Source organism: Streptomyces albidochromogenes (assembly GCF_005981925.1).
Taxonomy (GTDB): domain Bacteria; phylum Actinomycetota; class Actinomycetes; order Streptomycetales; family Streptomycetaceae; genus Streptomyces; species Streptomyces albidochromogenes.
This window is the reverse complement of the sequence record NZ_VBVX01000075.1, coordinates 1-24,415: the sequence shown is the minus strand read 5'-3', so window position 1 is coordinate 24,415 and position 24,415 is coordinate 1. Positions and strand designations below refer to the sequence as shown.

The window sequence follows — 24,415 nt, the reverse complement described above, 5'->3', positions numbered from 1 at the left end:
GGGGAGTGGAGTCGTGGTGCGCGGGTCAGCCGGCCGCAGGGACGCGCCAGGAGCTGAGCCGCCGTTCCACGGCCACCAGGAACTGGTTGAAGACGACGCCGATGGCGGAGATCGTGATGATGCCCGCGTACATCTGCGGGATCGCGAAGTTGTACTGCGAGGCGTTGATCAGATAGCCCAGCCCCGCTTTGGCGCCGATCATCTCGGCGGCGACCAGCACCAGGATGGAGACCGCTCCGGCCAGCCGGACGCCGGTGAACATCACCGGGACCGAGGCCGGCAGGATCACCTTCTGGAACAGCCGGGGCGCGGACAGGTCCATCGACTTGGCCAGACGCAGCAGGGTCGGGTCGACGTTCCGTACGGCGCTGATGGTGTTGAGCAGGATCGGCCAGGTGCAGGCGTACACCACGATGGAGATCTTCGAGGTCTCGCCGATCCCCAGCAGCAGGACGAACACCGGGAGCAGCGCCAGCGCAGCGGTGTTGCGGAACACCTCCAGCAGCGGGCCGAGCAGGTCAGCGACCGGCCGGTACCAGCCGATCAGCAGGCCCAGCGGGACGGCCACGGCCACGGCGAGACCGAATCCGCTGAACGACCGGGCCAAACTGGCGCGGGTGTGGACGGCGAGCTGTCCGTCGGCCACCAGGCCCCACCAGGCGCCGGCGACCTCGCTGAACGGCGGCAGGAACGTCCGGTCGACCAGCCCGAGCCGCGGCGCGGTCTCCCACACGAGCAGCAGGGCGGCGACGGCGACGGACTTGGTGGCCGTCTTCAGCAGCAGGTACGGCAGCCGGCGCAGCGCCCCGCGCCGACGAGCCGCCGGGGCTGGCGGGGGACCGGAGCCCCGCGACGGCCGCGGCGCCGCCGGGGCGGGCTCGCCGGCCGGCGGTGGCGCTTCGGCGACACGCGGCGCGCGGACCGTCCCGGCGCTCTCGGTCTCGGTTCCGGTCACGGCGCTCATACGGCTACCTCCTCCTTCTCCAACCGCTGGGCCCTGGCGACCTCGTCGTGCAGCAGCGACCAGATCTCGCGCCGGTGGCGGGCGAACTCGGCGCTGGACCTCAGGTCGTCCGTCGCGGTGCGGGACCCGAGGGAGACCGGCACGACCTCCTTGATCCGTCCGGGGCGGGAGGTCATGACGGCGACCCGTTGCCCCAGGTACACGGCCTCCTCGATGCCGTGGGTGATGAAGACGACCGTCTTGCCGGTGCGCTGCCAGATCCGCAGCAGCTCGTCCTGGAGCGACTCGCGGGTCTGGGCGTCCAGGGCCGCGAACGGCTCGTCCATCAGCAGCACCTCGGGGTCGTAGGCGAGGCTGCGGGCGATCGCCACGCGCTGGCGCATACCGCCCGACAACTCGTGCGGATGGCGGTCCTCGAACCCCGACAGGCCGACGAGGTCGAGGAACTCCCGGGCCCGCTCCGCGCGTTCACGGCGCGGGACGCCGGTCGCCTCCAGGCCGAACTCGACGTTCCCCCGCGCGGTCCGCCACGGCAGCAGGGCGTACTGCTGGAACACGATGCCGCGGTCGAGGCCCGGCCCCGTGACGGGCACGCCGTCCAGCAGGATCCGTCCGGCGGTGGGCCGGGTCAGACCGCCGAGCAGGTCCAGCAGCGTGGACTTCCCGCAGCCGCTGGGGCCGACCACGACGACGAACTCGCCCGCGGCTATCTCCAGGTCGACGCCGTCGAGGGCGGTGAGCCCGGTCGCCCGGCTCCCCGCCGCCCGCTCCAGGGGCTTTTTGGCGGGTCCCTTGACGGCGAAGTCCTTCCGGACCCGTTCGAACACGATCTTGGGTGGGGTGGACTGCGGCATCGGTCAGCTCCCGCTGGTCGGGACGGAGGGGGACGGCGAGGCGGAACGCGTGCCCTCGCTGAAGGCGTTGAACTCGTTGGTGTAGAGGTCGGAGAGCGTGACCTGGCCCTTCTTGATGTCGCCGCGCTCGGTCAGCCAGTCGATCCAGAGCCGCAGCTCCTTGCCGGCGATCCGCCCCGCCGTCTCCGCGACGCCGTACGACTTCCAGTAGCGCAGCGCTCCGGTGTCCTCGTTGCGGCCACGCTTGTGGACGATGTCCGTCATACGGGCGACGACCTCGTCGCGCGGGGTCGACCGCGACCACTCGATGGCCCGCCCGACCGCCGTGACGAAGGTGCGCGCCGTGTCCGGGTTCTGCTGGAGGAAGCGGTCCGTCATGACGTACGTGCCGGCACTGAAGTCACCGAGGAGCTCGTGGTCGGCGAACAGCCGGCGGATGCCGCCCGTCGCCAGCGCCTTGTCACGCAGCAGGCTGCTGAGCACGGCCACGTCGATCTGCTTCTGGCGCAGCGCCTGTTCGGTGTTGACCGGTGGGACCACCAGGGGCTCCACCTTGTCGGCCTCGGCGCGCGACAGACCGGCGCGCTGGAGGTAGATGTCGAGCATCGCCTCGGAGTGGGCCCCGAGGGTGTTCATCCCGACCTTGCGGCCGATCAGGTCGCGCGCCGAGCGGATCGGGCTGTCGTTGAGTACGTAGTAGCCGCTGTACGCGTCCTTGTCCGACCCGTAGTAGCTGATGACGGCCTTCACGGGCGTCTTGTTCGCGGCCAGTTTGACGACCGCGCCGTTGAAGGCGCCGCCGAAGTCGGTCTGGCCCGTCGCCGCGCTCTGGATGTCCTGCGGGCCGCTGATGGTGTTGCCGACCCACCGCAGCCTCACGTCCTCCAGGTAGCCGAGGTCCTCGGCGAGTTCGGGCAGGGTGACCTGCCCGGCCCATCCCTGGTACCGGAGCGTTCTCGTCCCGTCCCTGCCCGGCGCCCCGGCGTTCGCGGACGCGCCGCAGCCGACCGCCACCGCCGAGAGACCGAGCAGAGTGAGGAACTGTCGTCGGGACGACGCGGTCAGTGTGGTCATGGGAGTTCCTGTTCGCGTGCGGGTGAGTGGTGGTCGGTGGGCGCCGGCCGGGAGGGGCCGGACGGGGGCCTACGAGGCGGCCGCGGCGAGCGGCACACCGGGACTGAGGGCGTCGGTGAAGCCGTCCACGGCTTGGAGCAGGCGCAGGTCCGTCGCGGCTTCGAGCCGGACCGAACCGGTGCCCAGGCGCTCGATCGCGCTGTCGAGCACGAAGCAGCCCGTGACGACATGCCGGGCGCCGAGTGCGGAAAGCACCGGGCGCAGGGCGTAGTCGATGGTCAGGACGTGCGCGAGACTGCCTCCGGTCGCCAGCGGCAGCACGGTCTTTCCGGCGAGTCCGCTCTGCGGCAGCAGATCGAGGAACGCCTTCAGCAGGCCGGTGTACGAGGCCTTGTAGACCGGGGTGGCGACGATGAGCCCGTCGGCGGCCGCCACCTTCTCCACCGCCCCGCGCAGCGCCGGACCTGTGACGCGGCCGGCCAGGAGGTCGGCGGCGGGCAGATCGCGTACGGAGAGATGGGCCGTGCCGTGGCCGGCGAGCGCCAGGCGGCGCACGACGCGGTCCACCACGAGGGCCGTTCCGGAGTCGGCGGACGGGCTTCCTGAAACGGCGAGAAGTGACGGCAAAGGGAACTCCTGGCGTGGTGAAAGGCAGGGCGGACATCCGGCCGGAAAGGCCGGAACGGGGAGGAGGAATGCGCGGCCGAATACCGCACAAGGCAGGGGGAATTCCTCGCGGGGTTTACGGGAATCGCCGAGGGAGAAATGTCGTCGACGGACGCGGGCGGACGCCGCGGACCTCTGCCGGGCCCGGCGGCGCAAGGGGACGAGCAGCCCCGTCAGCGGCGGAGAACGGCCAGGAGCCGGAAAGAGGCGTCAGGAGAGACCACGGCGGCCGGCGGTCCGGCGACCGTCGGCACAGAGCGCGCTTGCGTGACGTCGCAGATCGACGTGCAGGCGTGCGGCGAGGTTCTCGTTCACACGCAAGAGGCTGGCATTCGGAAACCGGCCACGTCAACGCTTCATCCGCAGGCGTCTCACATTCCGAATTCCCTGTCACACCCGCGCAACGCGGCGTTCATCAGGGCACCGGAAGGCCGGGCGCCGCCCCTACTTGCTGAGCGTGTTCGCGCCGATGATGAAGAGGCCGAACAGCATGTCCACGCAGCCCGACCGGCACGCCGCCACCCAGCCGCGCCCGGCCGCGCGCGTGGCCCACAGACCCCAGCCGAACAGCGCCACCGTGTTGACCGCCAGCGCCGCCGCCAGGGCCGAACTCTCGCTCCACCACCGTGCCTGCGCGGTGAGCAGCAGCAGGCCCGTGGGAAGTGCGGCGACCACCAGGGGCCATTCCGTCAGAACGGACCGGAGCGTGCTGGTGACCGCCGGGTCGTGCGCCACCCGGTGGGCGAGGGCGTGGGCGTAGCCGTGCGACGCGGCGGCGGCCAGGGCGGCGACAAGGATCCACGCGGCGTCGTATCCGGGGTTGGGCGGACCGCTGTCGTTCTCCAGGGCGGCGGCCAGCGCGCTCGCCAGCACCGTTCCGTACACGCCGCCGAACAGCAGCCGCTGCATGGGCTCCGCGCGCCGGGCCGGACGCGGAAGGCTCACGGGACTCCCTGACAAGACGTCATCTCCCCACAAAAGGCGCGAATCGCTTGGCGAGATCCAGATCTACCAGTACGCGGGCGGCCGCCTCCCGCGACGAGCCGATCGCCCGGGGTTCCGGGCCCGGCCGGCGGTGTGACGAGTTCACCGCCCGCACACGCGCGTACCGCGCGCCGTACCGCCCGCGGTCACCCGGTGGTTGGATGCTCACGCCGCGACCGTCATGTACCCGACAGTGAGGAGCTTCTCGTGACCACGAACCGTCCCGCCCGTTCGGCGGCCCTGGCGGTGGGTACGGCGCTGGCGCTGGTCGCCGCGCTCGCGCCGGCCCAGGCCCGGACGCACGCCGCCGAGCCGCTGCCCGCCGTCACTCCCAGGGCCGAGACGCCCACGCTGTACGACGACGAGGCGGGCGGCAGCGCCAACGCGGACGACCCCGCCATCTGGCGCGACGCCGCCGACCCGGACAGCAGCCTGGTGATCGCCACGGCCAAGGAGGGCGGCCTGCGCGTCTACGACCTCGACGCCCGGCAGGTGCAGTCGGTGCCCGCGCCCGCCGCGCCCGGCCCCGACGACGCGCCCGGCCGGTTCAACAACGTCGACCTCGTGCACGGACTGCGGCTGCCGGCCGGGCGCGCCGACCTGGCCGTGGTCAGCGACCGCGGCCACGACCGGCTGCGGGTCTACCGCGTCGACCGCGGCCGGCCCGGCGGCCCGCTCACCGACGTCACCGACCCCGCCGCCCCCCGCGTCTTCTCGGCCGGCCAGGACGAGGTCAACGACCAGCAGACGGCGTACGGCCTGGCGACCTGGACGGACCCGGCGAGCGGCCGCTCCTACGCCCTGGCCAGCCGGCGCAACCGCACGGAGGTGGCCCTGCTGGAACTCCTCGCCACCCCCGGCGGCACGGTCACCTACCGCAAGGTCCGTACCCTCACCCTGCCGTCCGCCTTCCGTCTCCCCGACGGCACCTCGTGGACGCCGTGCGCCGAGCCGGGCGAGCTGCCCCAGGTGGAGGGCATGGTCGTCGACCCGGCCAACGGCGTGCTCTACGCGGGCCAGGAGGACGTCGGCATCTGGCGGGTGCGCGCCGATCTCAGCGGCACGCCGAAGCTCGTCGACAAGGTCCGTGAGTACGGCGTCCCGGGCGTGTACGACGAGGAGACCGAGGAATGCGCCCCCGGCGCCGACCCCGGCTTCGGCGGCACCCGCCTGGCGGCCGACGTAGAGGGGCTGACCCTGCTCACCGAGCCCGACGGTGACGGGTACGTCCTCGCCTCCAGCCAGGGGGACGACACCTTCGCCCTGTACGACCGGGAGACGGGGGACGACAACGAGTACGAGGGAGGCTTCCGCGTCACCGCCGGCCGCACCGCCGACGGCTCCGAGGAGTGCGACGGCGCGGCCGTCCTCAACGCCCCGCTCGGCAGCAGGTACCCGCGCGGCCTGCTCGTCGTCCAGGACGGCCACGACACCCCGTCGGTCCCCGAGGGGCGCGAGGCGACCGGGTTCAAGTTCGTCGACCTCGGCCGGGTCATGGACCGCATCGACGACTGACCCCTCGGGGGCCGGTGACCCGTCCCGGATCGCGTCTGCTTTTCTGTTATCCGCTGCCCGCAGCCCAGGTCTCCCTGGTGTCGGACAGGACAGACGAGCAACGGGCGCAGCCCGAGGAAGTGAGCCGAGTGTGGGCAGCGAACGCGAAGCCGCGACGGTCCGGGCGGCCCAGGGCGGTGACCAGCGGGCGCAGGACGAGCTGGTCACCGCGTACCTGCCGCTCGTCTACAACATCGTGGGCCGGGCGCTGAGCGGGCACGCGGATGTCGACGACGTGGTGCAGGAGACGTTGATCCGCGCGCTGGGCGGACTGGGGTCACTGCGTGATCCCGCGAGCTTCCGGTCGTGGCTGGTGGCCATCACGATGAACCAGATACGCGACCGCTGGCAGGCCCGGCAGGCGGACCGGTCCGGGGGCGAGCTGGACGAGGCCCACGAGCTGGCCGACCCCGGCGCGGACTTCGTCGACCTGACGATCGTGCGCCTGGGCCTTTCGGGACAGCGCCGCGAGGTGGCGGAGGCGACGCGCTGGCTGGACGCCGACGACCGGGCCCTGCTGTCGCTGTGGTGGCTGGAGGCGGCGGGCGAGCTGACCAGGGCCGAGGTGGCCGACGCGATGCGACTCTCGCCGCAGCACACCGCGGTGCGGGTGCAGCGGATGAAGGCGCAGCTGGAGACGGCCCGGGTGGTCGTACGGGCCTTGGCGGCGGCGCCGCGCTGCGTCCTGCTGGACGACGCCCTCGCCGCGTGGGACGGGGTGCCGTCCACGCTGTGGCGCAAGCGGCTGGCCCGCCACGCCCGCGACTGCACGATCTGCTCCGGGTACGGCGCGGAACTGGTGCCGGCGGAGAAGCTCCTGGTCGGCCTGGCGCTGATCCCGGTGAGCGCCGCGCTGGCGGGAGCGGTCCTCTCGGGCGAGCACCACACCGTCGGCCTCGCCGCCGCGCACGGTGACGCCTCCGCGCAGGGCGCCGCCGCGTTCCCGGGTGACGCTCCCGTCCGCCTCGGGCCCGCCGGACGCCGCCAGGAGCGGCACAGCCGGCGGATGCGGCGCCGGCGCGCTGTCGCGGCGTCGGCGGCGGTGCTGCTGGTGGGCGGCGGCGGATACACCGTCCTGACGCTGCTGGAGCCGGGCGAGGCACGGGAGGCGACGCGTTCCCGGGCGGCGGTCGAGGCGGCCCTGCCGCCCGTGGTCGCTCCGACGCCGCCGGCCTCGCCGACGTCGGCGGCCCCCACGACGCGCTCCGCCTCCCCGCGCGCCTCGGCGTCGCCGTCCAAGAAGGTGTCCAGGAAGACGCCCCGCGCGACCCCGAGCAGGACCGCCGCCAAGCCGTCCCCGCGTCCCGTACCGCCGAAGCCCGTGGCCAGCTCGCCGGCGCAGCCGGCGGCCCCTTCGTCCTTCGCGCAGCGGGTCACCGCTCTGGTCAACACCGAGCGCAGCAAGAACGGCTGCGGCCCGGTCAGCCAGAACGGCCGACTCGACACGGCGGCCCAGCGCCACTCCGCGGACATGGCCGCCCGTGACTTCTTCGACCACACCAACCCCGACGGCGCCGGGCCCGGGGAGCGCGTCACCGACGCGGGTTACGCGTGGAGCACGTACGGCGAGAACATAGCCATGGGGCAGCGGACCCCGGCCCAGGTGATGGAGTCCTGGATGAACAGCTCCGGACACCGCGCCAACATACTCAACTGCTCCTTCAAGGAGATCGGTGTCGGCATGCACGACGCGTCCGGCGGTCCCTGGTGGACGCAGGTCTTCGGCGCATCCCGTTGACGTGGCCCGCCAAGTCCCTTGCGATAATGGGGTCATGAACATGGTGGTGCGTCGGATCTGCGCGGTGGCCGTCCTCCTCGCCGGGGTGTCCCTCGGCCTGTGGATCGTCTACGGCGATCCTTTCGGGTGGCGGGGCGGCCTGCGGCTGCTGCGCTTCGGTCTGGGACTGGCCTCCATGGGCCTGATCACCGCGAGCGCCTGGCTGATGTTCCCGAGCGGCCGGGAGGACGACGGGGATCCCGCCGCCGCGTCGGCGGCCCGGGACCCCGCCCCGCCTCCCGGCCCTCTGGACGTCTAGGGCGCCCGGCGGTGCCTCCGGCTTCCGGCGCGGTTACTCGAACCGCGCCGTGTCGCCCGCTCCCCGGCGTACGATCTCGGCCTCGCCGCTGGAGAAGTCGATGACCGTGGTCGGCTCGGTGCCGCAGTCGCCCGAGTCGACCACGGCGTCCACCACGTGGTCGAGCCGTTCCTTGATCTCCCAGCCCTGCGTCAGCGGCTCCTCCTCGTCGGGCAGGAGCAGGGTGCTGGACAGCAGCGGCTCGCCGAGGTCGGCGAGCAGGGCCTGGGTGACGGCGTGGTCGGGGATCCGTACGCCGACGGTCTTCTTCTTCTGGTGGAGCAGCTGGCGGGGCACCTCCTTCGTCGCGGGGAGGATGAAGGTGTAACTGCCGGGCGTCGCCGCCTTGATCGCGCGGAACACGTCGTTGTCGACGTGGACGAACTGGCCCAGCTGCGCGAAGTCCTGGCACACCAGGGTGAAGTGATGCCGGTCGTCGAGGTTCCGGATCGACCGGATCCGGCTGAGGCCGTCCCGGTTGCCCAGCTGACAGCCGAGGGCGTAACAGGAGTCCGTCGGGTACGCGACGAGCGCGCCGGAGCGGATGCTGTCGGCCACGGTGCTGATGGTGCGCCGCTGAGGGTTCTCGGGGTGCACGTCGAAATACTTCGCCATCCGGCGAGCGTACGCGATCGGACCACCGCGCTCCGGCGCCCTCGGCCGCACGCCGCCGCCGCGCCGGGACTTCCGTTCCGCTTCCGCTTCGCATTGGTCTATACCTTGACTTGATCATGACATCACGCTTGAGTGTGGGCAGCCCCCCACCACGGCCGTCGCCGGAGGCCAAGTGCGCGCTCCGGACGGGCCGTTGCGCTCAAAAGGAGTGATCGAGTGCTGAGAACACGCCTCATGGCCCTGCTCACCGCCTTCCTCGTCGCCACCGGCCTCGTCGTGGCGCTGACGCCCTCGGTGTCGGCCGCGCCCGCCGCGACCGTCTGCGACACCGCGCCGAACTGGCAGCAGGGCGCCTGGTACACGGCTGGCAACGTTGTCAGGTACAACGGCGCCTACTACATCGCCGAGCACGACAACCCGGGCTACGACCCGACGATCAGCACCTGGTACTGGAACCCGCACACCTGCGGCGGCGGGGGCACTCCGTCCCCGTCCGGCTTCGTGGTGAGCGAGTCGCAGTTCAACCAGATGTTCCCGAACCGCAATTCCTTCTACACCTACAGCGGTCTCACCGCCGCACTGAGCGCCTACCCCGGCTTCGCCACCACCGGCAGCGACACGGTGAAGAAGCAGGAGGCAGCGGCCTTCCTCGCCAACGTGAGCCACGAGACCGGCGGCCTGGTCCACGTGGTCGAGCAGAACCAGGCCAACTACCCCCACTACTGCGACTGGAGCAAGCCGTACGGCTGCCCGGCCGGCCAGGCCGCGTACTACGGGCGTGGCCCGATCCAGCTGAGCTGGAACTTCAACTACAAGGCCGCGGGCGACGCGCTCGGCATCGATCTCCTGAACAACCCGTGGCGGGTCCAGAACGAGGCGGCCGTCGCCTGGAAGACGGGCCTGTGGTACTGGAACACCCAGAACGGCCCCGGCACGATGACCGGCCACAACGCCATGGTCAACCAGGCCGGATTCGGGCACACGATCCGTTCGATCAACGGCTCGCTCGAATGCGACGGCAAGAACCCGGCCCAGGTCCAGAGCCGGGTCACCAAGTACCAGCAGTTCACCCAGATCCTGGGTGTCCCCACCGGCTCGAACCTCTACTGCTGAGGCCGGCCGGTCCCTGAACGGGCCGCGGACCGGGGAGGTGTCGTCCCCCGGTCCGCGGCCGCTCCACGCGTCGCTACAGGGCCACGACGGTCGTCTCGGTCGCCTTGACGCTGGTCCACACGGACGTCCCGTCCGTGAGCCCGAGTTCGGCGGCGGCCTGCGGGGTGATCTCGGCCACCAGGTCCGGCGCGTGCTCCGAGGTGATCAGTACGCGCAGTCGGCTCCCCGACGCGGTGATCTCGCGGACGGTGCCGGGCCAGACGTTGCGGGGACTCCCGCTGGGCTTCTCGCGGTGCACGGAGACCGCTTCCGGCGCGATGATCGCCAGCGCGTCCGCGCCGGCGGGCAGCGGGTCCGCGACCACCAGCGTCTCCCCGCCGGCCAGTCGCAGGCCCTGGGCGGTGGCGGTGCCGGGCCAGGCGTTGCGGCCGAGCATCCGGGCGACCCACGGCGAGCGGGGGTGGCGGGTGACCTCGGCCGGCGGGGCGTCCTGGAGGGCGCGGCCGTCGTCGAGCACGAGGACGCGGTCCGCCAACGACACGGCCTCGACGGGGTCATGGGTGACGATCAGGCAGACGCCGCCGAAGCCGTCGAGGTGGTTGCGCAGTGTGTGGCGGACATGGGCGCGGGTGGTCTGGTCGAGGGCCGCGAGGGGTTCGTCGAGGAGCAGCAGGCGCGGGCGGACCGCCAGTGCGCGGGCCAGGGCGACCCGCTGTGCCTGGCCGCCGGAGAGCTGCGCGGGCCGGCGCTGCGCGAGGTGGCCGACGCCGAGGCGGTCGAGCCACCCCTGGGCGCTGCGGCGGGCCTCGGCGCGCGGAATCCCGCGGGCGCGCAGTCCGTACGCCGTGTTGGCGAGGGCGGTGAGGTGCGGGAAGAGCGCCCCGTCCTGGGGCACCCAGGCGACACCGCGCCGGTGCGGCGGCAGCCGGGTCACGTCGGTGTCGCCGAGGCGCAGTTCGGCGTGGGCGCGCGGGGTCAGTCCCAGGAGCGCGCGCAGGAGGGTGGTCTTGCCGGCGCCGTTGGGGCCCACCACGGCGATGGTGGTGCCGGGCGCGGCGTCGAGGGTGAGGCGGTTGAAGCCCGTGACCTCGGCGTGCAGGTCCCAGCGCTCCTTCGGGCCGGCCGGTTCGGCGACGGCGGGCAGGGGGGCGCCGGCCGGCTCCGGCTCGTCCACCGGGGGCCCGGCCGCGTGCGTACGGCCGGCGGGGGTGCCGGTCCAGCGGCCCCGCAGCGCGACGAGCACCACCATGGCGATGGCGAGCAGCAGCAGGGAGACGGAGGTCGCGGCCGCCGGCTCGTCCTGGAGGAGCAGGTACACCTGGAGGGGCAGGGTCTGCGTCGTGCCGGGCAGGTTCCCGGCGAAGGTGATCGTCGCCCCGAACTCGCCCAGCGCGCGCGCCCAGGTGAGCGCGGCCCCGGCGACGAGCCCCGGGGCGACCATCGGCAGCGTCACGGTGAAGAAGACGCGCACCGGGGACGCCCCGAGGGAGGCGGCGGTCTCCTCGTAGCGGGGCCGCAGCCCGCCAAGGGCGCCTTCCAGGCTGATGACGAGGAACGGCATGGCGACGAACGTCGCCGCCAGCACCGCGCCGGAGGTGTGGAACGGCAGGGTGACGCCGAAGGTGTCCTCCAGCCACCCGCCGAGGAGCCCGCGCCTGCCGAAGGCGAGGAGGAGTGCCACGCCGCCGACGGTGGGCGGCAGCACCATGGGCAGCAGGACGAGGGAGCGGACGAGCGCCTTGCCGGGAAAGGCGACCCGGGCGAGCAGCCAGGCCAGCGGGACGCCGAGCAGCAGGGAAAGCCCCAGCGCCCAGAACGACACGACGAGCGACAGCCTGAGCGCCTCGGTGGTGGCCGGCCCGCCCAGATGCTCCCCGAGGTCGTTCCACGAGGTGCGCACCAGCACCCCGATCAGCGGGAGCAGCAGGAACGCGACGGCCAGCAGGGCGGGAATCCCCAGGAGGACGGGGGTGCGCGGGCCGGCCGCGCGGGTGCGGAGTGGGTTCATCGTCAGGTCCCTGGGGCGCGTCGAGCGGAGGCGGGCTGCCCGGCCCCGGGCCGGACAGCCCCGTACGCGTGCGTACGGCTGGTGACTACGGCTGCTGGAAGTCCGCGTCCTTGAAGATCTTCCGGGCCTCGGGCGACGACAGCCACTTCACGAACGCCTCGGCCGCGGCCGGGTTCTTGGACGTCTTCAGTGTCGCGGCCGGATACGCGGCGATCGCGTTCTGCGCGTCGGGGATCTCGACCGCGTCGACCTTGCCGGTCGCGGTGGCGGCGTCGGTCTTGTAGACGAGACCGGCGTCGGCCTCGCCCAGTTCGACCTTGCTGAGTACGGCGCGGACGCTCGGCTCCTGCGACACCGGCTTCACGGTGATCTTCTGGGCGTCGAGGATCTTCTGGCTGTAGCGGCCCACCGGCACCTCGGGCGCCGCGAGCACCACCTTGAGATCGCTGTCCGCGAGGTCCTTCAGGCCGCGGACGCCCCGGGGGTTGCCCTCGCCGGTGGCGATGACGAGGCGGTTCCTGGCGATGACGGTCGGGGTCCCGGTCTCGCCGCCGAGCGCGTCCATGGTCTTGGTGTCGGCGGTCACCAGGGCGTCGGCGGGGGCGCCCTGGCCGACCTGGGCGGCGAGCTCCTGGGAGCCGGCGAAGGAGAAGGTGATCCTCGTACCCGGGTGGGCCTTCTCGTACGCGGCGCCCGCCGTCTTGAAGACGTCGGTCAGCGAGGCGGCGGCCAGCACGGTCAGCTGGGCGCCGGTCGCGGCCTTGCCGGACTTGTCAGCCGCCGAGCCCTTCTCGCTGTCGTCGCTGCCGCAGGCGGCGAGCGGCAGGAGGAGGGCGGTGGCGATGAGCGCGGCGGCGGCGCGGCGCCGGCTGAACGGCAGAGCGAGGGACATGGGCGGGACTCCTTGGGGACACGGCCGGCGGGTGCCGTCCGGGCGGATGGTGACGAGCCGCGCCGAGGACGGGCGACGCCGCTGTGATGAGCAAGGAACCGGGGCGGGCGGCGGGGTCAGGTGCGGTCGATGTGCACGCTGGTCGACTTCACGCGGGCGGTGGCCTGCATGCCGACCTCCAGCCCCAGCTCTTCGACGGCTTCGCGGGTGAGCAGGGAGACGAGCCGGTGCGGACCGGCCTGGATCTCCACCTGGGCCGCCACGTCGCCGAGCTTCACGGCCGTGACGATGCCGGGAAAGGCGTTGCGGGCGGAGGTGTAGCCGGGGTCCTCATCGGCGCCGGCCTGGCCGACCTCGACGGAGAACGCCGCCAGGTCACGGCCGTCGATGAGGCGACGACCGCTCTCGTCGCGATGGGTCGCGACCCGGCCGGCGTCCGCCCAGCGGCGCGCGGTGTCGGGGCTCACGCCGAGCAGACGCGCCGCCTGTCCGATGGTGTAGGACTGCATGCGCGCCAAGATAGAGCGGATTGCATGGCATCTGCAAGCTTTGGGCTGAAGCTCCATGGCAGATGCGAGCCCTCTTGGAGAAAGCCCCGAACGGCCCTCCGGACCGGGCTCCGGCCGGTCGACGCGCGCGGCGTGGGCCCCGGTGGCGTACTGGAGGAAGACGCGTGGGAGTGGGCGCGCGCAGGCGCGGCCGCCCGGGCCGCCGGCTGCGGCTGCACGGCGTACGGTCCCCACGCGACCGGGACGGACCGGGACGGGGTGCGACGGCTGTGCGAGGACACGCGGTCACGGAAGGCCGCTTCCGCCATCGGGGGGCGGACCTGGCCTACGAGGACGCGGGTGAGGGGCCGCTCGTCGTCCACGCGCACGGCGGCTTCGTCAGCCGGGCCGTGGAGGACCGCATGGGCCTCTTCGACTGGACACCCGTCCTGGACAGCGGCTTTCGGCTGGTCCGCTACGACGCCCGGGCCCACGGCCGGTCCACCGGCGACCCCGTGGACACCGACTACACCTACCCCTCGCTCGCCGACGACCTGCTGGGCCTGCTCGGCCACCTGGGCGCCACGCGTCCCGTCGGCGCCGTCGGCGCGTCGATGGGATGCGGCACCGTGCTGCACGCGGCCGTACGCGCGCCCGGCCGCTTCTCCCGGCTGGTGCTGCTCGTCCCGCCCACCGCGTGGGCGACGCGGGAGGCGTACGCCCGGACCTGCCGGGCATCCGCCGAGACCGTCGAACGGGACGGGGCGGACGCCTGGACCGCCGCCCGGCTGGGCCGGCCGGGCCCCGCGGTGGTGGCGGACGTCCCCGCGTTCGCGCCGACACCCCCCGAGCGCGTACTGCCGTCCGTGCTGCGGGGCCTGGCCGCGTCCGACCTCCCCGCCCCCGCCGCGCTCGCCGCGCTGCGCCGGCCGGCCCTGATCCTGGCGTGGGCGGACGACCCGGGCCACCCGCTGTCGACGGCCGAAGCCCTGGCCGACGCGCTGCCGGAGGCCGACCTGCACGTGTCCCGGACGCGCGCCGACGTCGGCACCTGGGGCCGGCGCATCGCCGAGTACCTGGACCCGGCGCGCCCCCGGCCGGCGTCCTGACGGCGCGGCCCGGCGGCCGGGGAGTGCGGCGAAGGCAGCGGGCCGCTGACCGGCCGTCAGCACACCGGGCCGGGGGACCGTACGGGGGAGCCCGGTCGGCCGAGACCGCCGCGCCCGATGGGCGGCGCCGGAAGAATCGGGCCGGCTTTGGGTACTCGTGACGTACCCGTTCCGACAGAGGAGTCCGCATGACCACCTACGTCATCTCGATCCCGGGCACGTTCCTGCGCGACGTGCCCGACGACGCGCGCACCGCCCTCGTGCGGCACCTGCGCCCGGCCGACCCCCAGCACACGTCACTCGGCCAGTCGGAAGACCTGGACATCCTCACCGTCAACGACAACGGCACGTTCAGCATCCACCTGGAGGTCGACGCGGACGACAGCCGCAGCGCGGAGGCGCACGCCAAGGAGGTGGCCGCGAGCGCGCTGCGCAAGGCGGGGCTCACCGAGAAGGACGCCCCGCTCGGCCCGACAGCCGTGACCGGCATCGACACCTAGCGGTACGCCGCGGCCCCGGCCCGACACGTCCGGTACCGGGGCCCGCTCGCCCGCCCGGGGTCGCGGGACGGCCCCGGGCAGGCCGCCGACCGGTGGTTGTCATGTCGCCGATTGGACGTTGCTCTCTGGTGAGAGGCGGTTCCGCCGTGTAACGTCGCTCGCAGATGTCGTGGTTCGCAGTTCCTGCCCGCGCTATGGCGTGGGCGCTTTGCTGTGCAGTGCCAAAGGACCAGGGCGATCACCTCCGGATTCGCGCGGTGCGGATCCGATATCGACTGAAAGGCACCAGCATGGCCAGCGGAACCGTCAAGTGGTTCAACTCCGAAAAGGGCTTCGGCTTCATCTCCCAGGACGGCGGCGGCCCGGACGTCTTCGCTCACTACTCCAACATCAACTCCTCCGGCTTCCGTGAGCTGCAGGAAGGCCAGACCGTCACCTTCGACGTCACCCAGGGCCAGAAGGGCCCGCAGGCGGAGAACATCACCGTCGCCTGACCCGACGCCAGGGACACCGAGCCCCCCGGAGCGCACGCTCCGGGGGGCTTCGCGCTGCGCGCCCGCGCCGACGTCGCGCGACCGGCCGGGGGCAGACCGGGGCGCGGCTTCCGGCGCTCGCGGGCCGTGCCGTCGGGGCACCAGGTCCCGGTGTCAGGTCTCTTGACGCCGTGTCCGGCGCTGTGGGAGAAACCGCTTACCCCGAGCGTGGTTGCGGGGCACACGCGCCCCGCACGGAGGTTCCCGCGCATGGACTCCCCGCCCCCCGCCCGCCGCACGCTGCTGCGCGCCGCCGCCGTCCTCGCGGCGGGAACCCCGCTGGGGACCGCGCCGCACGCCCACGCCGCCGACACCTACGACGCCCTGCGCCTCGCCTGGTGCGACCTCCTCCTCGGCACCGGCTTCACGCCGGACGCGGAGCCCTACGCCGGCAAACTGGCCGCCCTCGGCTCCACCGCCGCCGGCCTCCGCTCGACCATGGCGCCGGCGGCCGGCTCCCTGTGGCCCGACCTTCCGTACGCCGACCCGGAACCCGACACCGACGCCGAGTCGTACACGTACTCGGGCAACCTCAACACCAGCTTTCATCGGCTGCGCACCCTCGCCGAGGCATACGCCCAGCCGGGCACCGGCCTCACCGGGGACCCCGCCCTGCGCTCCGGGATCCTCGGCGGCCTCGACCACCTCCACGACCAGGCGTACCACGCCGGCCGGACCCGCTACGGCAACTGGTACAGCTGGCAGATCGGCATCCCGCAGGCCCTCCTGGACATCGACGCCCTGCTGTACGCCGACCTCGGCGCCGCCCGCGTCGCCGACCACTGCGCGGCGGTCGACCACTTCGTCCCCGACAGCGTGGTCGCCGCCTACACGGGGACCTCCACCGGCGCCAACCGCGTCGACCTGTGCCGCGTGCTCGCCCTGCGCGGTGTCGTCGGCAGGAGCGCCGGCAAGCTCGCCCTCGCCCGCGACGCGCTCTCGCCCGTCTTCCCGTACGTCACCTCCGGCGACGGCCTCTACGCCGACGGCAGCTTCGTCCAGCACACCTACGTCCCCTACGCCGGTTCGTACGGGCAGGTCATGCTCGGCGGTTTGGCGCTGCTCTTCGCCCTGCTCAAGGGGTCCGCGTGGGAAGTGACCGACAGCGGCCGGCACGTCGTCCTGGACTCGGTCGACAAGGCGTACGCCCCGTTCCTCTTCAACGGGCTGGTGATGGACGGTGTGGCGGGACGCGCGATCAGCCGCGGCGTACAGAAGGCGGACACCCGCGGGCTGCGCCAGGACGACCACCTGCGCGGCCACGCGATCATCGCCTCCGTCGCCCTGCTCGCGCGGAGCGCGTCGGCCGCCGAGAAGACCCGCTGGGACGCGATGGTCAAGGGCTGGATCGCCCGCGACTACTTCAGCCCGGTGCTCACCAGCCCCGCACTCGGGGTCGCCCAACTGGCGCGGCTGCACGCGATCGACAGCTCGTCCGCTTCGCCGGCCGCCGAACCCGTCGGCCACCGGCTCTTCCCCTGCATGGACCGCGCCGTGCACCGCAGGCCCGGCTGGGCGGCCGCCCTGTCCATGGCCTCCCGGCGGATCACGTACTACGAGAACGGCAACGGCGAGAACCTCCGGGGCTGGCACACCGGCTCGGGAATGCTCTACTGGTGGGGCAAGGACTTCGGCAACGGCCAGTACAGCGACGACTTCTGGCCGACCGTCGACCCCGGACGGCTGCCCGGCACCACCGCCTCCCGCAAGCCGCTCGCCGACGGCGAGGGCGGCGCCTGGGGGGTGGCCCGGCCCGACGTGCGCTGGGTCGGCGGGGCGACGGACGGCACGTTCGGGGTGGCCGGCCAGTACCTCAGGGGCCTGTCCTCCACCCTCATGGCGAAGAAGTCGTGGTTCTTCCTCGACGACGCCGTGGTCTGCCTCGGCGGCGGGATCCACGGACGCGACGGCGCGGGGGTCGAAACGGTCGTCGAGAACCGCAACCTCGGGGCGGGCGGCGTGCACGCGTTCACCGCCGACGGCTCGGCCCGGCCCACCGCGCCGGGCTGGAGCGCCACCCTCACCGGCACCCGCTGGGCCCACCTCGCCGGTCACGCCGGTTACGTCTTCCCCGGCGGCGCCACCGTCAAGGCGTTGCGCCAGGCCCGTACCGGCGCCTGGTCGGACATCAACGGCGGCGGCTCGACCGCCGCCGTCACCCGCCGCTATCTGACGCTGTGGTTCGACCACGGCACCGACCCGACCTCCGCGACGTACGCGTACGTCCTGATGCCGGGAGCCACCGCGGGGCAGACCTCCGCCCGCGCCGCCGACACCTCCTGGCTCGACGTGCTCGCCAACACCGCGAGCCAACAAGGTGTCGCCGTCGCCCCACTCGGCTTCACCGGCATCAACTTCTGGCTGGCCGGGACCGTGGGCGCCGTCTCCGCCTCCGCGCCCGCGAGCGTGCTGATCCGTGAGGGCGCGGGCTCGGCCACGGTGTGCGTCTCGGGGCCGCTGCGCGACGGCGCCGTGATCGACCTGGTGTGGAACCGGCCCGTTTCCTCCGTGACGTCCAAGGACCCTGCCGTCCAGGTGGTGTCGACGGGCTCCGCGCTGAGCCTGCGCATCACCCCGGGCCAACTGGGCGCCGTGCACAAGGCGGTGGTACGGACGGCCTGACCGGCGGTCGCGGCGGGGCCTCAGGCGTCGCGGCCGCCGGCCGAGGCGAAGCCGAGCCAGGTGTGCGGGTTGCCCTCCCAGCACCAGCCCAGCTTCGGGGCGCCCTTGCTGATCCACAGAGCCGGAACCCTGCGGTCCCCGAAGCGGCTGCCGCCGAGCGAGAAGCACTTGTTCTTGGCCAGGGCCCCGGGGTACTGGGTGACGAACGCCAAACCCTCCTCGATGGTGAGCGGCGTCCGGCCCCGCTCCTCGATCGCCGCCATGGCGTTCAGCGGCACGACGTCGCAGAACTCCTCGCCCCGGTCGACGTCGAAGGCGACGTACACCTCGCCCTCGGGAAGGGCGAGTTCCTTCAGGGACACGAACCGCTCCAGCTCGCCCTCGGCGTAGAAGCGCTCGATCACGCCCGGTTTCGACTTGCCGGCGAGCGTGGTGAGGGGCACCGCATCCTCCAGCGGTACGAGCGACCTGGTGACCACGAGCAGGAAGGGCACGCGGCCCTCGGTCGGCGGCTCCATTGTGGCGCGGCGGCCGAGGACGGCGGCGCGCAGCGGTTCGACGAGGCCGCGGAACGTGGTCTCCGTCAGTCCGGCGAGTGCCGGGTACCCCAGGTCGACCAGCGTCGTGACCTGGCGGTCGAACTCGGTGGCGGCGTCGAAGTCGGTCATGTGGAGCCTTCCTGCGTACGGCGGTCGGGGAGCGGGCGAGCTGCGCGGGGTCAGTAGGACCCCCTGCGCGGGGTGTTGGCGGCGCGGAAGTTGCCGCCGCGTCGTGCCGCGGCGGGCGGCAGGTCGCGGACGGGGCGCCAGGTACCGCGGCTCTGTGCGGCGTTCTTCCGGTCGAGGGATGCGGCGGGATCGGCCTTGCGAGAAGGGTGCACGGGTGCCTTTCGACGGGCGGGGGAACGAGTGCGTCGTCGCGGGTGGAAATTTGCGACGGACGTAAAATTAGCCTCAACGTGTGAAGTGAGTCAAGAGAAACTTACGACGAGTGTAAGATTACCGCATGAGTATCGAACCGGTGGGACTCCGCGAGTCCAAGAAGCAGGAGACCAGGCAGCTCATCTCCGACCAGGCGACCAGGCTGTTCATCGAGAACGGCTTCGAGGCCACGACGATCGCCGAGATCGCCGCGGCCGCCCGGGTCGCGAAGAAGACGGTCACCAACTACTTCGCGCGCAAGGAGGACATGGCCTTCGACCACCAGGACGAGTTCGCCGCGGGCCTCGCCCGTACCGTCGCCTCCCGGGCCGAGGGCGAGTCGGCCCTCGCGGCCCTGCGGCGCGAGTTCCTCGGCGGCGTCGAACGGCACGACCCGGTCATCGGGTTCTCCGGAGAGGTGTTCGCCCGGATGATCGCCGACAGTCCCACGCTGCTGGGCCGGCTGCGCGACCTGCACGACCGGCGCGAGGACGCGCTCGCCGGCCTTCTCGCCGCCGAGACCGCCGCCGCCCCCGACGACATCACCCCCCGGGCCGCCGCGGCCCAACTGGGCGGCGCCCACCGGGTCCTGTTCCAGCGCATCCTGGAACTGACCCTCGACGGGCAGAGCGACGAACGGATCGCGGCGACGGTCTCCGTCGCCGCCCACCGCGTCTTCGGCCTGCTGGAGGGCTCGCTCGGCGACTACGCCGTGAGGTGAGCACCGCGCCCCGCCCCACGCGGGAACCGCCTGGTCGGCGGGGGCAGCACGAGGGTCCCCGCACCGCCCGGCGGCCCTCGGGCGGCACGCCGCCGGAGAAACCCGCCGATCTTTCAGCCGTCGAGACCGAACAAGACGGCCGCCCCGCACGTACTGGACGTACAAGCAAGCCGGGACGGACGAGACGACGGATGAAGGACGGGCGAGATGGGCGTAATCAGGAGAAGCGTGTGGACGTGGCGCAGGCGCGGGAGCATCGCTCTGCTCGCCTGCGGCGCGCTCGCCGGCGGAGGTCTCGCGGCGGCCGGGGCGGCCGTGCTGGAGCCACGGACGGCGACCGCCTCCAGCCACCGGGAGGCGCCGCTGATCTCGGGGCAGCCGCAGTTCGACACCACGGACGTGTACGCGTTCGTGAGCCCCGACCACCCCGACTCGACGACTCTGGTGGCGAACCTGCTGCCGTTCCAGGAACCGGCGGGCGGCCCGAACTTCTACCCCTTCGCCACCGACGCGCGCTACGACCTCCACATCGACAGCGACGGTGACGCGCAGGACGAGCTGCTGTACCGGTTCACGTTCAAGGACCACCGGAAGAACGACAAGACGTTCCTCTACAACACGGGCGCCGTGGAGAGCCTCGACGACCCGGACCTCAACTTCACGCAGACGTACGACATCGAACTGATCCGCATGGAGGGCGGGAAGGCCGTCTCGCGCCACAAGGTCGCGAAGAACCTGCCCGTCGCCCCCTCGAACGTCGGCAAGGCGTCGATGCCCGACTACCAGAAGCTGCGAGACGAGGCGGTCCGCAAGGTGCCCGGCGGTCTCAAGTCCTTCGCGGGCCAGGCCGACGATCCGTTCTTCCTCGACCTGCGGGTCTTCGACCTGCTGTACGGCGGTGACCTGTCGGAGGTCGGCAACGACACGCTCAAGGGTTACAACGTCAACACGATCGCCCTCCAGGTGCCGACCTCGTACATCCGCGAGTCCGAGGAGCAGCCGGTCGTCGGCATCTACGCGACGACCGAACGCAGGAGCGCCTCCGGCCATTGGACGCGCGTGTCGCGGCTCGGCATGCCGCTGGTCAACGAGGTCGTCAACCCGGTCAAGGACAAGGACAAGTTCAACGCCTCCTCGCCGGAGAACGACGGTGACTTCCTCAAGAACGTGACCGAACCGGAGCTGCCGAAGCTCGTCGAGGCCATCCACAAGATCAAGGCTCCCCAGGAGCCCCGCGACGACCTCGTCTCGGTGTTCCTGACCGGAGTCAAGGACCTCAACCAGCCGCCCAATGTGACTCCCTCGGAGATGCTGCGCCTGAACACCTCCGTCAAGCCGGTGGCGGAGCCCAAGCGGCTCGGCGTGCTGGACGGCGACAACGCGGGCTTCCCGAACGGGCGCCGGCTCACCGACGACGTGCTGGACATCGCGCTGCAGACCGTCGAGGGCGAACTCGTCGGCGCCAAGAACGACCTGGGCGACGCGGTCGACGCCAACGACAAGAAGTTCGGCGACACCTTCCCGTACGTCGCCCTGCCCACCGCCGGCTCCGACACCCGCGAGGGCGCCGCCGTCGGCACCAAGACCGACGCCACCGGGCTGACCGGCGGCGCGGCCGCCCTCACGTCGTCGTGGGGCGAGAACACGGTGATGCTCGCCTCGGCCCTGGCGGGTGCCGTGGGGGTGCTGCTCGTCGGCTTCGGCATGTCGTACGTGCGCTCCCGGCGCCGGCCCGCACGCCGGTCCTGGCTCGGCTGAACCCCGTCCGCGGGGCGGCGCAGTCCCGGGCCGCCCCGCGGAGAACCACCCCCTGAAGGCCGAGGAAGGCGAGACAGATGCCCGTACGGAAGCCGCGGTTCGTGCCGCGACGGCATGAGCGAGGGCGGGAGCGGCCGGCCGGCGGTCCGCGTGGACCACGGCGGTGGCGGATCGCGGCGCTCCTGGCGATGGCCGTGGGCCTCACCGCCACCTCGGTGGCGATCGGGGCCGACGGCGGCGCGGACCGGGCCGGCCGGGACGCGCCGGTCCTCGCGGCGGACATGTCCGCCGAGCGGCTGGCGGCCGGCGACCTCGGGCGCGGGATCGACGCCCTGCGCCGGCACCTGCGCGAGCAGCCCAAGGACGCCACCGGCTGGTCCGCCCTGGGCGCGGCGTACGTCGAACAGGCCCGCACCAGCGGCGACCCGACGCTGTACCCTCGGGCACAGAAGGCGTTCGGCCGGTCGCTGGGACTGCGCCCGGCCGCCGAGAACGACGCCGCCCTCGCCGGCCGGGCGGCGCTCGCCGCCGCCCGGCACGACTTCACCGCCGCGCTGAGCGAGGCGGACCGGGCGCTGCGCGTGAACCCGTACAGCGAACGGGCGTTGTGCAGCCGGGTCGACGCGCTCGTGGAGCTCGGCCGGTACGACGAGGCGTGGCGCGCGGTCGAACTCGCCGACCGGCGCCGGCCGGGCATCCCGGTCTTCACCCGGTACGCGTACGTACGGGAGCTGCTCGGCGACGCGAAGGGAGCGCGCCGGGTGCTGCTGCGCGCGCAGGAGTCCGCGTCCACTCCGCCCGATGCGGCGTACGTGGCCACTTCGCTCGGGCACCTGGCCTGGTCCCAGGGCCAGTACGGACGAGCACGCTCCCACTACGCGACAGCGCTGCGCGCCGACCCCGGGTACGTGCCGGCGCGGGAGGGGCGGGGACGCGCGTACGCCGCCGAGGGCGACACGAAGCGGGCCCTCGCCGACTTCGAAGAGGTCGTACGGCGATACCCGCTGCCCGGCCAACTGGCCGCCCTCGGCGAACTGCACGAGGCGGCCGGCCGGCGGGAGCGCGCCGAGGAACAGTACGGACTCGTCCGTACGTGGATCCGGCTCGCCCGCGCGCAAGGCGTCGCCACCGACCTGGAGTCCGCACTCGTGGAGGCGGACCACGGCGACGCCGCCGGGGCGCTGAAGGCGGCGCGCGCCGAATGGTCGCGCCGGGAGAGCATCCACACGGCGGACGCGCTCGCCTGGGCCCTGCACGCGAACGGCGAGGACCGGCGGGCGCTGAAGTACGCCAAGAGGGCGACGGCCCCGGAGCCCGGATACCGGAACGCTTCGTTCCTCTTCCACCGGGGCATGATCGAGCACGCCCTCGGGGACGACAAGGCCGCCCGGCGGCACTTGCGCGCCGCGCTCGACCTGAACCCCGGCTTCTCACCCACGGGGGCACGCGAGGCGAGATCCGTCCTGAACCGGATCGGGGGGACGTCGTGAGGCGCCGCACCGCCGCCCGCGTCCTCGTCACGCTGGCGGCGGGCGCGGCACTCGCCGTCCTGCCCGCCGGGGCGGCGCAGGCACACCCGCTGGGGAACTTCACCGCCAGCCAGTACGACGGCCTCGTCGTCGCCCCGGGCACGCTCGCGGTGGACCACGTCGAGGACCTGGCGGAGATCCCGGCCGCCCGGGAGCGCCGCCGCATCGACGCCGACGGGGACAGAACACTCGGGCCGGCCGAACTGTCAGCGTGGGCCGGGAAGCGGTGCGCCGCGGCGGCACGTGACGCCCGGCTGACGGTCACGGGCACCGGCGGCCCGGCGGGCGGCGGAACCGTACCCGTCTCGGCGGGCAGCGCGAGGGCTCAAGTACGGCCTGGTGAGGCCGGGTTGGAGACACTGCGCGTGACGTGCGCGCTGACGGCGCCGCTGCCGCGTGCGCAGAGCGTACGAGTGGCGTACCGCCCCGGGGGTGTCACCACGACGGCGGGGTGGCGGGAGATCACCGCGCGGGGCGACCGCATGACGCTTTCCGCGTCGGACGTGCCGGGGAAGTCCCTCTCGCGCCGGCTGACCGCGTACCCCGGCGACGTGCTCTCCACGCCGCCCGAAGTACGGTCGGCCGCTCTCACGGTACGAGCGGGGGGACCGGCGCTGGTCCCGGGCGGGGGCGAAGGCGGACCCTCCCCGGCAGCGGGCGTGCTGCCGCGCGGGGCCGACCGCTGGGCGCAGGCGCTGACCGGACTCGTGGCCCGGCACGAACTGACGGCCGGCTTCGCGGCACTCGCCCTCGGCATCTCCCTGTTCCTGGGGGCCATGCACGCGCTGGCACCGGGGCACGGCAAGACGATGATGGCGGCCGCGGCCGCCGCGGGCGGCCGCAGCTCGGTGCGCGACATGATCGGCTTGGGGCTGTCGGTGACGATGACCCACACCCTGGGCGTCTTCGCGCTGGGCGCCCTGATCACGGCGGGGTCGGCCGCGGCGCCCACCGTCGTCTCGTGGCTGGGCATCGCGAGCGGCGCCCTGGTCGCGGTGGCGGGCGCGCTGCTGCTGCGCAGGGCGTGGCGCCGACGCCACCTCCCGCACGGCCACGGCCACGGCCATGCGCACGGGCACTCACACGGTCATGCGCACGGGCACGGACCCGGCCATGCGCACGGGCACTCCCACAGTCATGCTCCCGGCCACGGCCACGGCCACAGCCCCGGCCATGCGCACGGGCACGCCCACAGCCCGGCGCACAGCCACGACGCCGACACCGACGCCCACGCCGTCCGCGTCGAGGAGCGGGCGCTCACGTTAGTGGCCTCCTCCGCGTCCGCGCACGGTGCGGCCGGCCACGCGGCCGACGTACAGCCGCCGGTGAAACCCCGTCACGCGCAGGCCCGGGGGAGTGCGCACCCCGGGGAGCCCGGTCACGAGGCGCCCCCCGGACACAGCCACCCGCACCCACATCCCCACCCTCACACGCAC

At 73.1% G+C, this 24,415-nt stretch carries 22 protein-coding genes; 12 read left to right on the top strand and 10 right to left on the bottom strand.

Annotated elements, in window-relative coordinates:
• Nucleotides 1-25: 25 nt before the first annotated feature.
• The 5 genes from E2E34_RS12905 to E2E34_RS12885 form a co-directional block, all read right to left on the bottom strand.
• Entirely contained in the window at nt 26-964 is a 939-nt protein-coding gene (locus tag E2E34_RS12905; RefSeq protein WP_138902040.1) for an ABC transporter permease, read from the bottom strand.
• Nucleotides 961-1,818 (bottom strand): ABC transporter ATP-binding protein, encoded by an 858-nt coding sequence (locus E2E34_RS12900; RefSeq protein ID WP_138902039.1) that lies wholly within the window; start codon nt 1,816-1,818, stop codon nt 961-963. Before E2E34_RS12900 ends, E2E34_RS12905 begins: the two co-directional genes overlap by 4 nt.
• A 3-nt stretch (nt 1,819-1,821) precedes the next feature.
• The gene (locus tag E2E34_RS12895) at nt 1,822-2,892 is read right to left on the bottom strand and encodes an ABC transporter substrate-binding protein (RefSeq protein WP_138902038.1); all 1,071 of its coding nucleotides are present in this window, start codon (nt 2,890-2,892) and stop codon (nt 1,822-1,824) included.
• A gap of 69 nt (nt 2,893-2,961) precedes the next feature.
• Nucleotides 2,962-3,519: an NADPH-dependent FMN reductase gene (ssuE, locus tag E2E34_RS12890; RefSeq protein WP_138902037.1), complete on the bottom strand. Its 558-nt coding sequence runs from the start codon at nt 3,517-3,519 to the stop codon at nt 2,962-2,964.
• Between the two features lie 483 nt (nt 3,520-4,002).
• A complete protein-coding gene (locus E2E34_RS12885) occupies nt 4,003-4,503 on the bottom strand; it encodes a hypothetical protein (RefSeq protein ID WP_244315698.1) in 501 nt (166 codons plus the stop codon).
• Nucleotides 4,504-4,749: 246 nt separating this feature from the next.
• On the opposite strand from E2E34_RS12885, the gene E2E34_RS12880 reads away from it, so the two are divergent.
• The 3 genes from E2E34_RS12880 to E2E34_RS12870 all read left to right on the top strand — a co-directional run bounded on the left by E2E34_RS12880 (nt 4,750) and on the right by E2E34_RS12870 (nt 8,132).
• Nucleotides 4,750-6,057 (top strand): phytase, encoded by a 1,308-nt coding sequence (locus E2E34_RS12880; RefSeq protein ID WP_138902035.1) that lies wholly within the window; start codon nt 4,750-4,752, stop codon nt 6,055-6,057.
• A 130-nt stretch (nt 6,058-6,187) separates the two neighbouring features.
• Complete coding sequence (locus E2E34_RS12875) at nt 6,188-7,834, top strand: sigma-70 family RNA polymerase sigma factor (protein WP_138902034.1); 1,647 nt, start codon at nt 6,188-6,190, stop codon at nt 7,832-7,834.
• A gap of 34 nt (nt 7,835-7,868) precedes the next feature.
• Nucleotides 7,869-8,132, top strand: coding sequence for a hypothetical protein (locus E2E34_RS12870; protein WP_138902033.1), 264 nt, complete (start codon nt 7,869-7,871; stop codon nt 8,130-8,132).
• Nucleotides 8,133-8,165: 33 nt separating this feature from the next.
• On the opposite strand, the gene E2E34_RS12865 is transcribed toward E2E34_RS12870, so the two are convergent.
• On the bottom strand, nt 8,166-8,786 hold the full coding sequence (locus E2E34_RS12865; RefSeq protein WP_138902032.1) for an L-threonylcarbamoyladenylate synthase: 621 nt from the start codon (nt 8,784-8,786) through the stop codon (nt 8,166-8,168).
• 216 nt (nt 8,787-9,002) lie between these two features.
• Between E2E34_RS12865 and E2E34_RS12860 the strand changes: the two genes are divergently transcribed.
• A complete protein-coding gene (locus tag E2E34_RS12860; protein WP_279637881.1) occupies nt 9,003-9,899 on the top strand; it encodes a glycoside hydrolase family 19 protein in 897 nt (298 codons plus the stop codon).
• A 73-nt stretch (nt 9,900-9,972) separates the two neighbouring features.
• Here the strand turns inward: E2E34_RS12860 and E2E34_RS12855 are convergent, their stop codons facing one another.
• From E2E34_RS12855 to E2E34_RS12845, 3 genes are all read right to left on the bottom strand, one after another.
• Nucleotides 9,973-11,907, bottom strand: a complete 1,935-nt coding sequence (locus E2E34_RS12855) for an ABC transporter permease (protein ID WP_138902031.1) — start codon at nt 11,905-11,907, stop codon at nt 9,973-9,975.
• An 85-nt stretch (nt 11,908-11,992) separates the two neighbouring features.
• Nucleotides 11,993-12,799, bottom strand: a complete 807-nt coding sequence (modA, locus tag E2E34_RS12850) for a molybdate ABC transporter substrate-binding protein (protein WP_138902030.1) — start codon at nt 12,797-12,799, stop codon at nt 11,993-11,995.
• A 116-nt stretch (nt 12,800-12,915) separates the two neighbouring features.
• Nucleotides 12,916-13,308 carry a TOBE domain-containing protein gene (locus E2E34_RS12845; protein ID WP_138902029.1) on the bottom strand — a complete coding sequence of 131 codons (393 nt, stop codon included), beginning with the start codon at nt 13,306-13,308 and terminating at the stop codon, nt 12,916-12,918.
• 269 nt (nt 13,309-13,577) lie between these two features.
• Between E2E34_RS12845 and E2E34_RS12840 the strand changes: the two genes are divergently transcribed.
• From E2E34_RS12840 to E2E34_RS12825, 4 genes are all read left to right on the top strand, one after another.
• Nucleotides 13,578-14,396: an alpha/beta fold hydrolase gene (locus E2E34_RS12840; protein ID WP_208765223.1), complete on the top strand. Its 819-nt coding sequence runs from the start codon at nt 13,578-13,580 to the stop codon at nt 14,394-14,396.
• Nucleotides 14,397-14,584: 188 nt separating this feature from the next.
• Nucleotides 14,585-14,896 (top strand): hypothetical protein, encoded by a 312-nt coding sequence (locus tag E2E34_RS12835; RefSeq protein WP_138902027.1) that lies wholly within the window; start codon nt 14,585-14,587, stop codon nt 14,894-14,896.
• Nucleotides 14,897-15,186: 290 nt separating this feature from the next.
• Nucleotides 15,187-15,390 (top strand): cold-shock protein, encoded by a 204-nt coding sequence (locus E2E34_RS12830; RefSeq protein ID WP_028812747.1) that lies wholly within the window; start codon nt 15,187-15,189, stop codon nt 15,388-15,390.
• Nucleotides 15,391-15,639: 249 nt separating this feature from the next.
• A complete protein-coding gene (locus E2E34_RS12825; protein WP_138902026.1) occupies nt 15,640-18,051 on the top strand; it encodes a polysaccharide lyase 8 family protein in 2,412 nt (803 codons plus the stop codon).
• 20 nt (nt 18,052-18,071) lie between these two features.
• Here the strand turns inward: E2E34_RS12825 and E2E34_RS12820 are convergent, their stop codons facing one another.
• Entirely contained in the window at nt 18,072-18,719 is a 648-nt protein-coding gene (locus E2E34_RS12820) for a DUF5701 family protein (protein ID WP_138902025.1), read from the bottom strand.
• Nucleotides 18,720-19,056: 337 nt separating this feature from the next.
• Here E2E34_RS12820 and E2E34_RS12815 point away from each other — a divergent pair, with 337 nt between their 5' ends.
• From E2E34_RS12815 to E2E34_RS12800, 4 genes are all read left to right on the top strand, one after another.
• Nucleotides 19,057-19,692, top strand: a complete 636-nt coding sequence (locus E2E34_RS12815) for a TetR/AcrR family transcriptional regulator (RefSeq protein WP_138902024.1) — start codon at nt 19,057-19,059, stop codon at nt 19,690-19,692.
• Nucleotides 19,693-19,899: 207 nt separating this feature from the next.
• Nucleotides 19,900-21,450, top strand: coding sequence for a DUF4331 domain-containing protein (locus tag E2E34_RS12810; RefSeq protein WP_138902023.1), 1,551 nt, complete (start codon nt 19,900-19,902; stop codon nt 21,448-21,450).
• Nucleotides 21,451-21,638: 188 nt separating this feature from the next.
• Nucleotides 21,639-22,940: a tetratricopeptide repeat protein gene (locus tag E2E34_RS12805; RefSeq protein WP_244315696.1), complete on the top strand. Its 1,302-nt coding sequence runs from the start codon at nt 21,639-21,641 to the stop codon at nt 22,938-22,940.
• Nucleotides 22,937-24,415, top strand: a 1,479-nt coding sequence (locus tag E2E34_RS12800; protein WP_138902021.1) for a sulfite exporter TauE/SafE family protein, incomplete at its 3' end; no start/stop codon positions are given. The genes E2E34_RS12805 and E2E34_RS12800, both read left to right, overlap by 4 nt.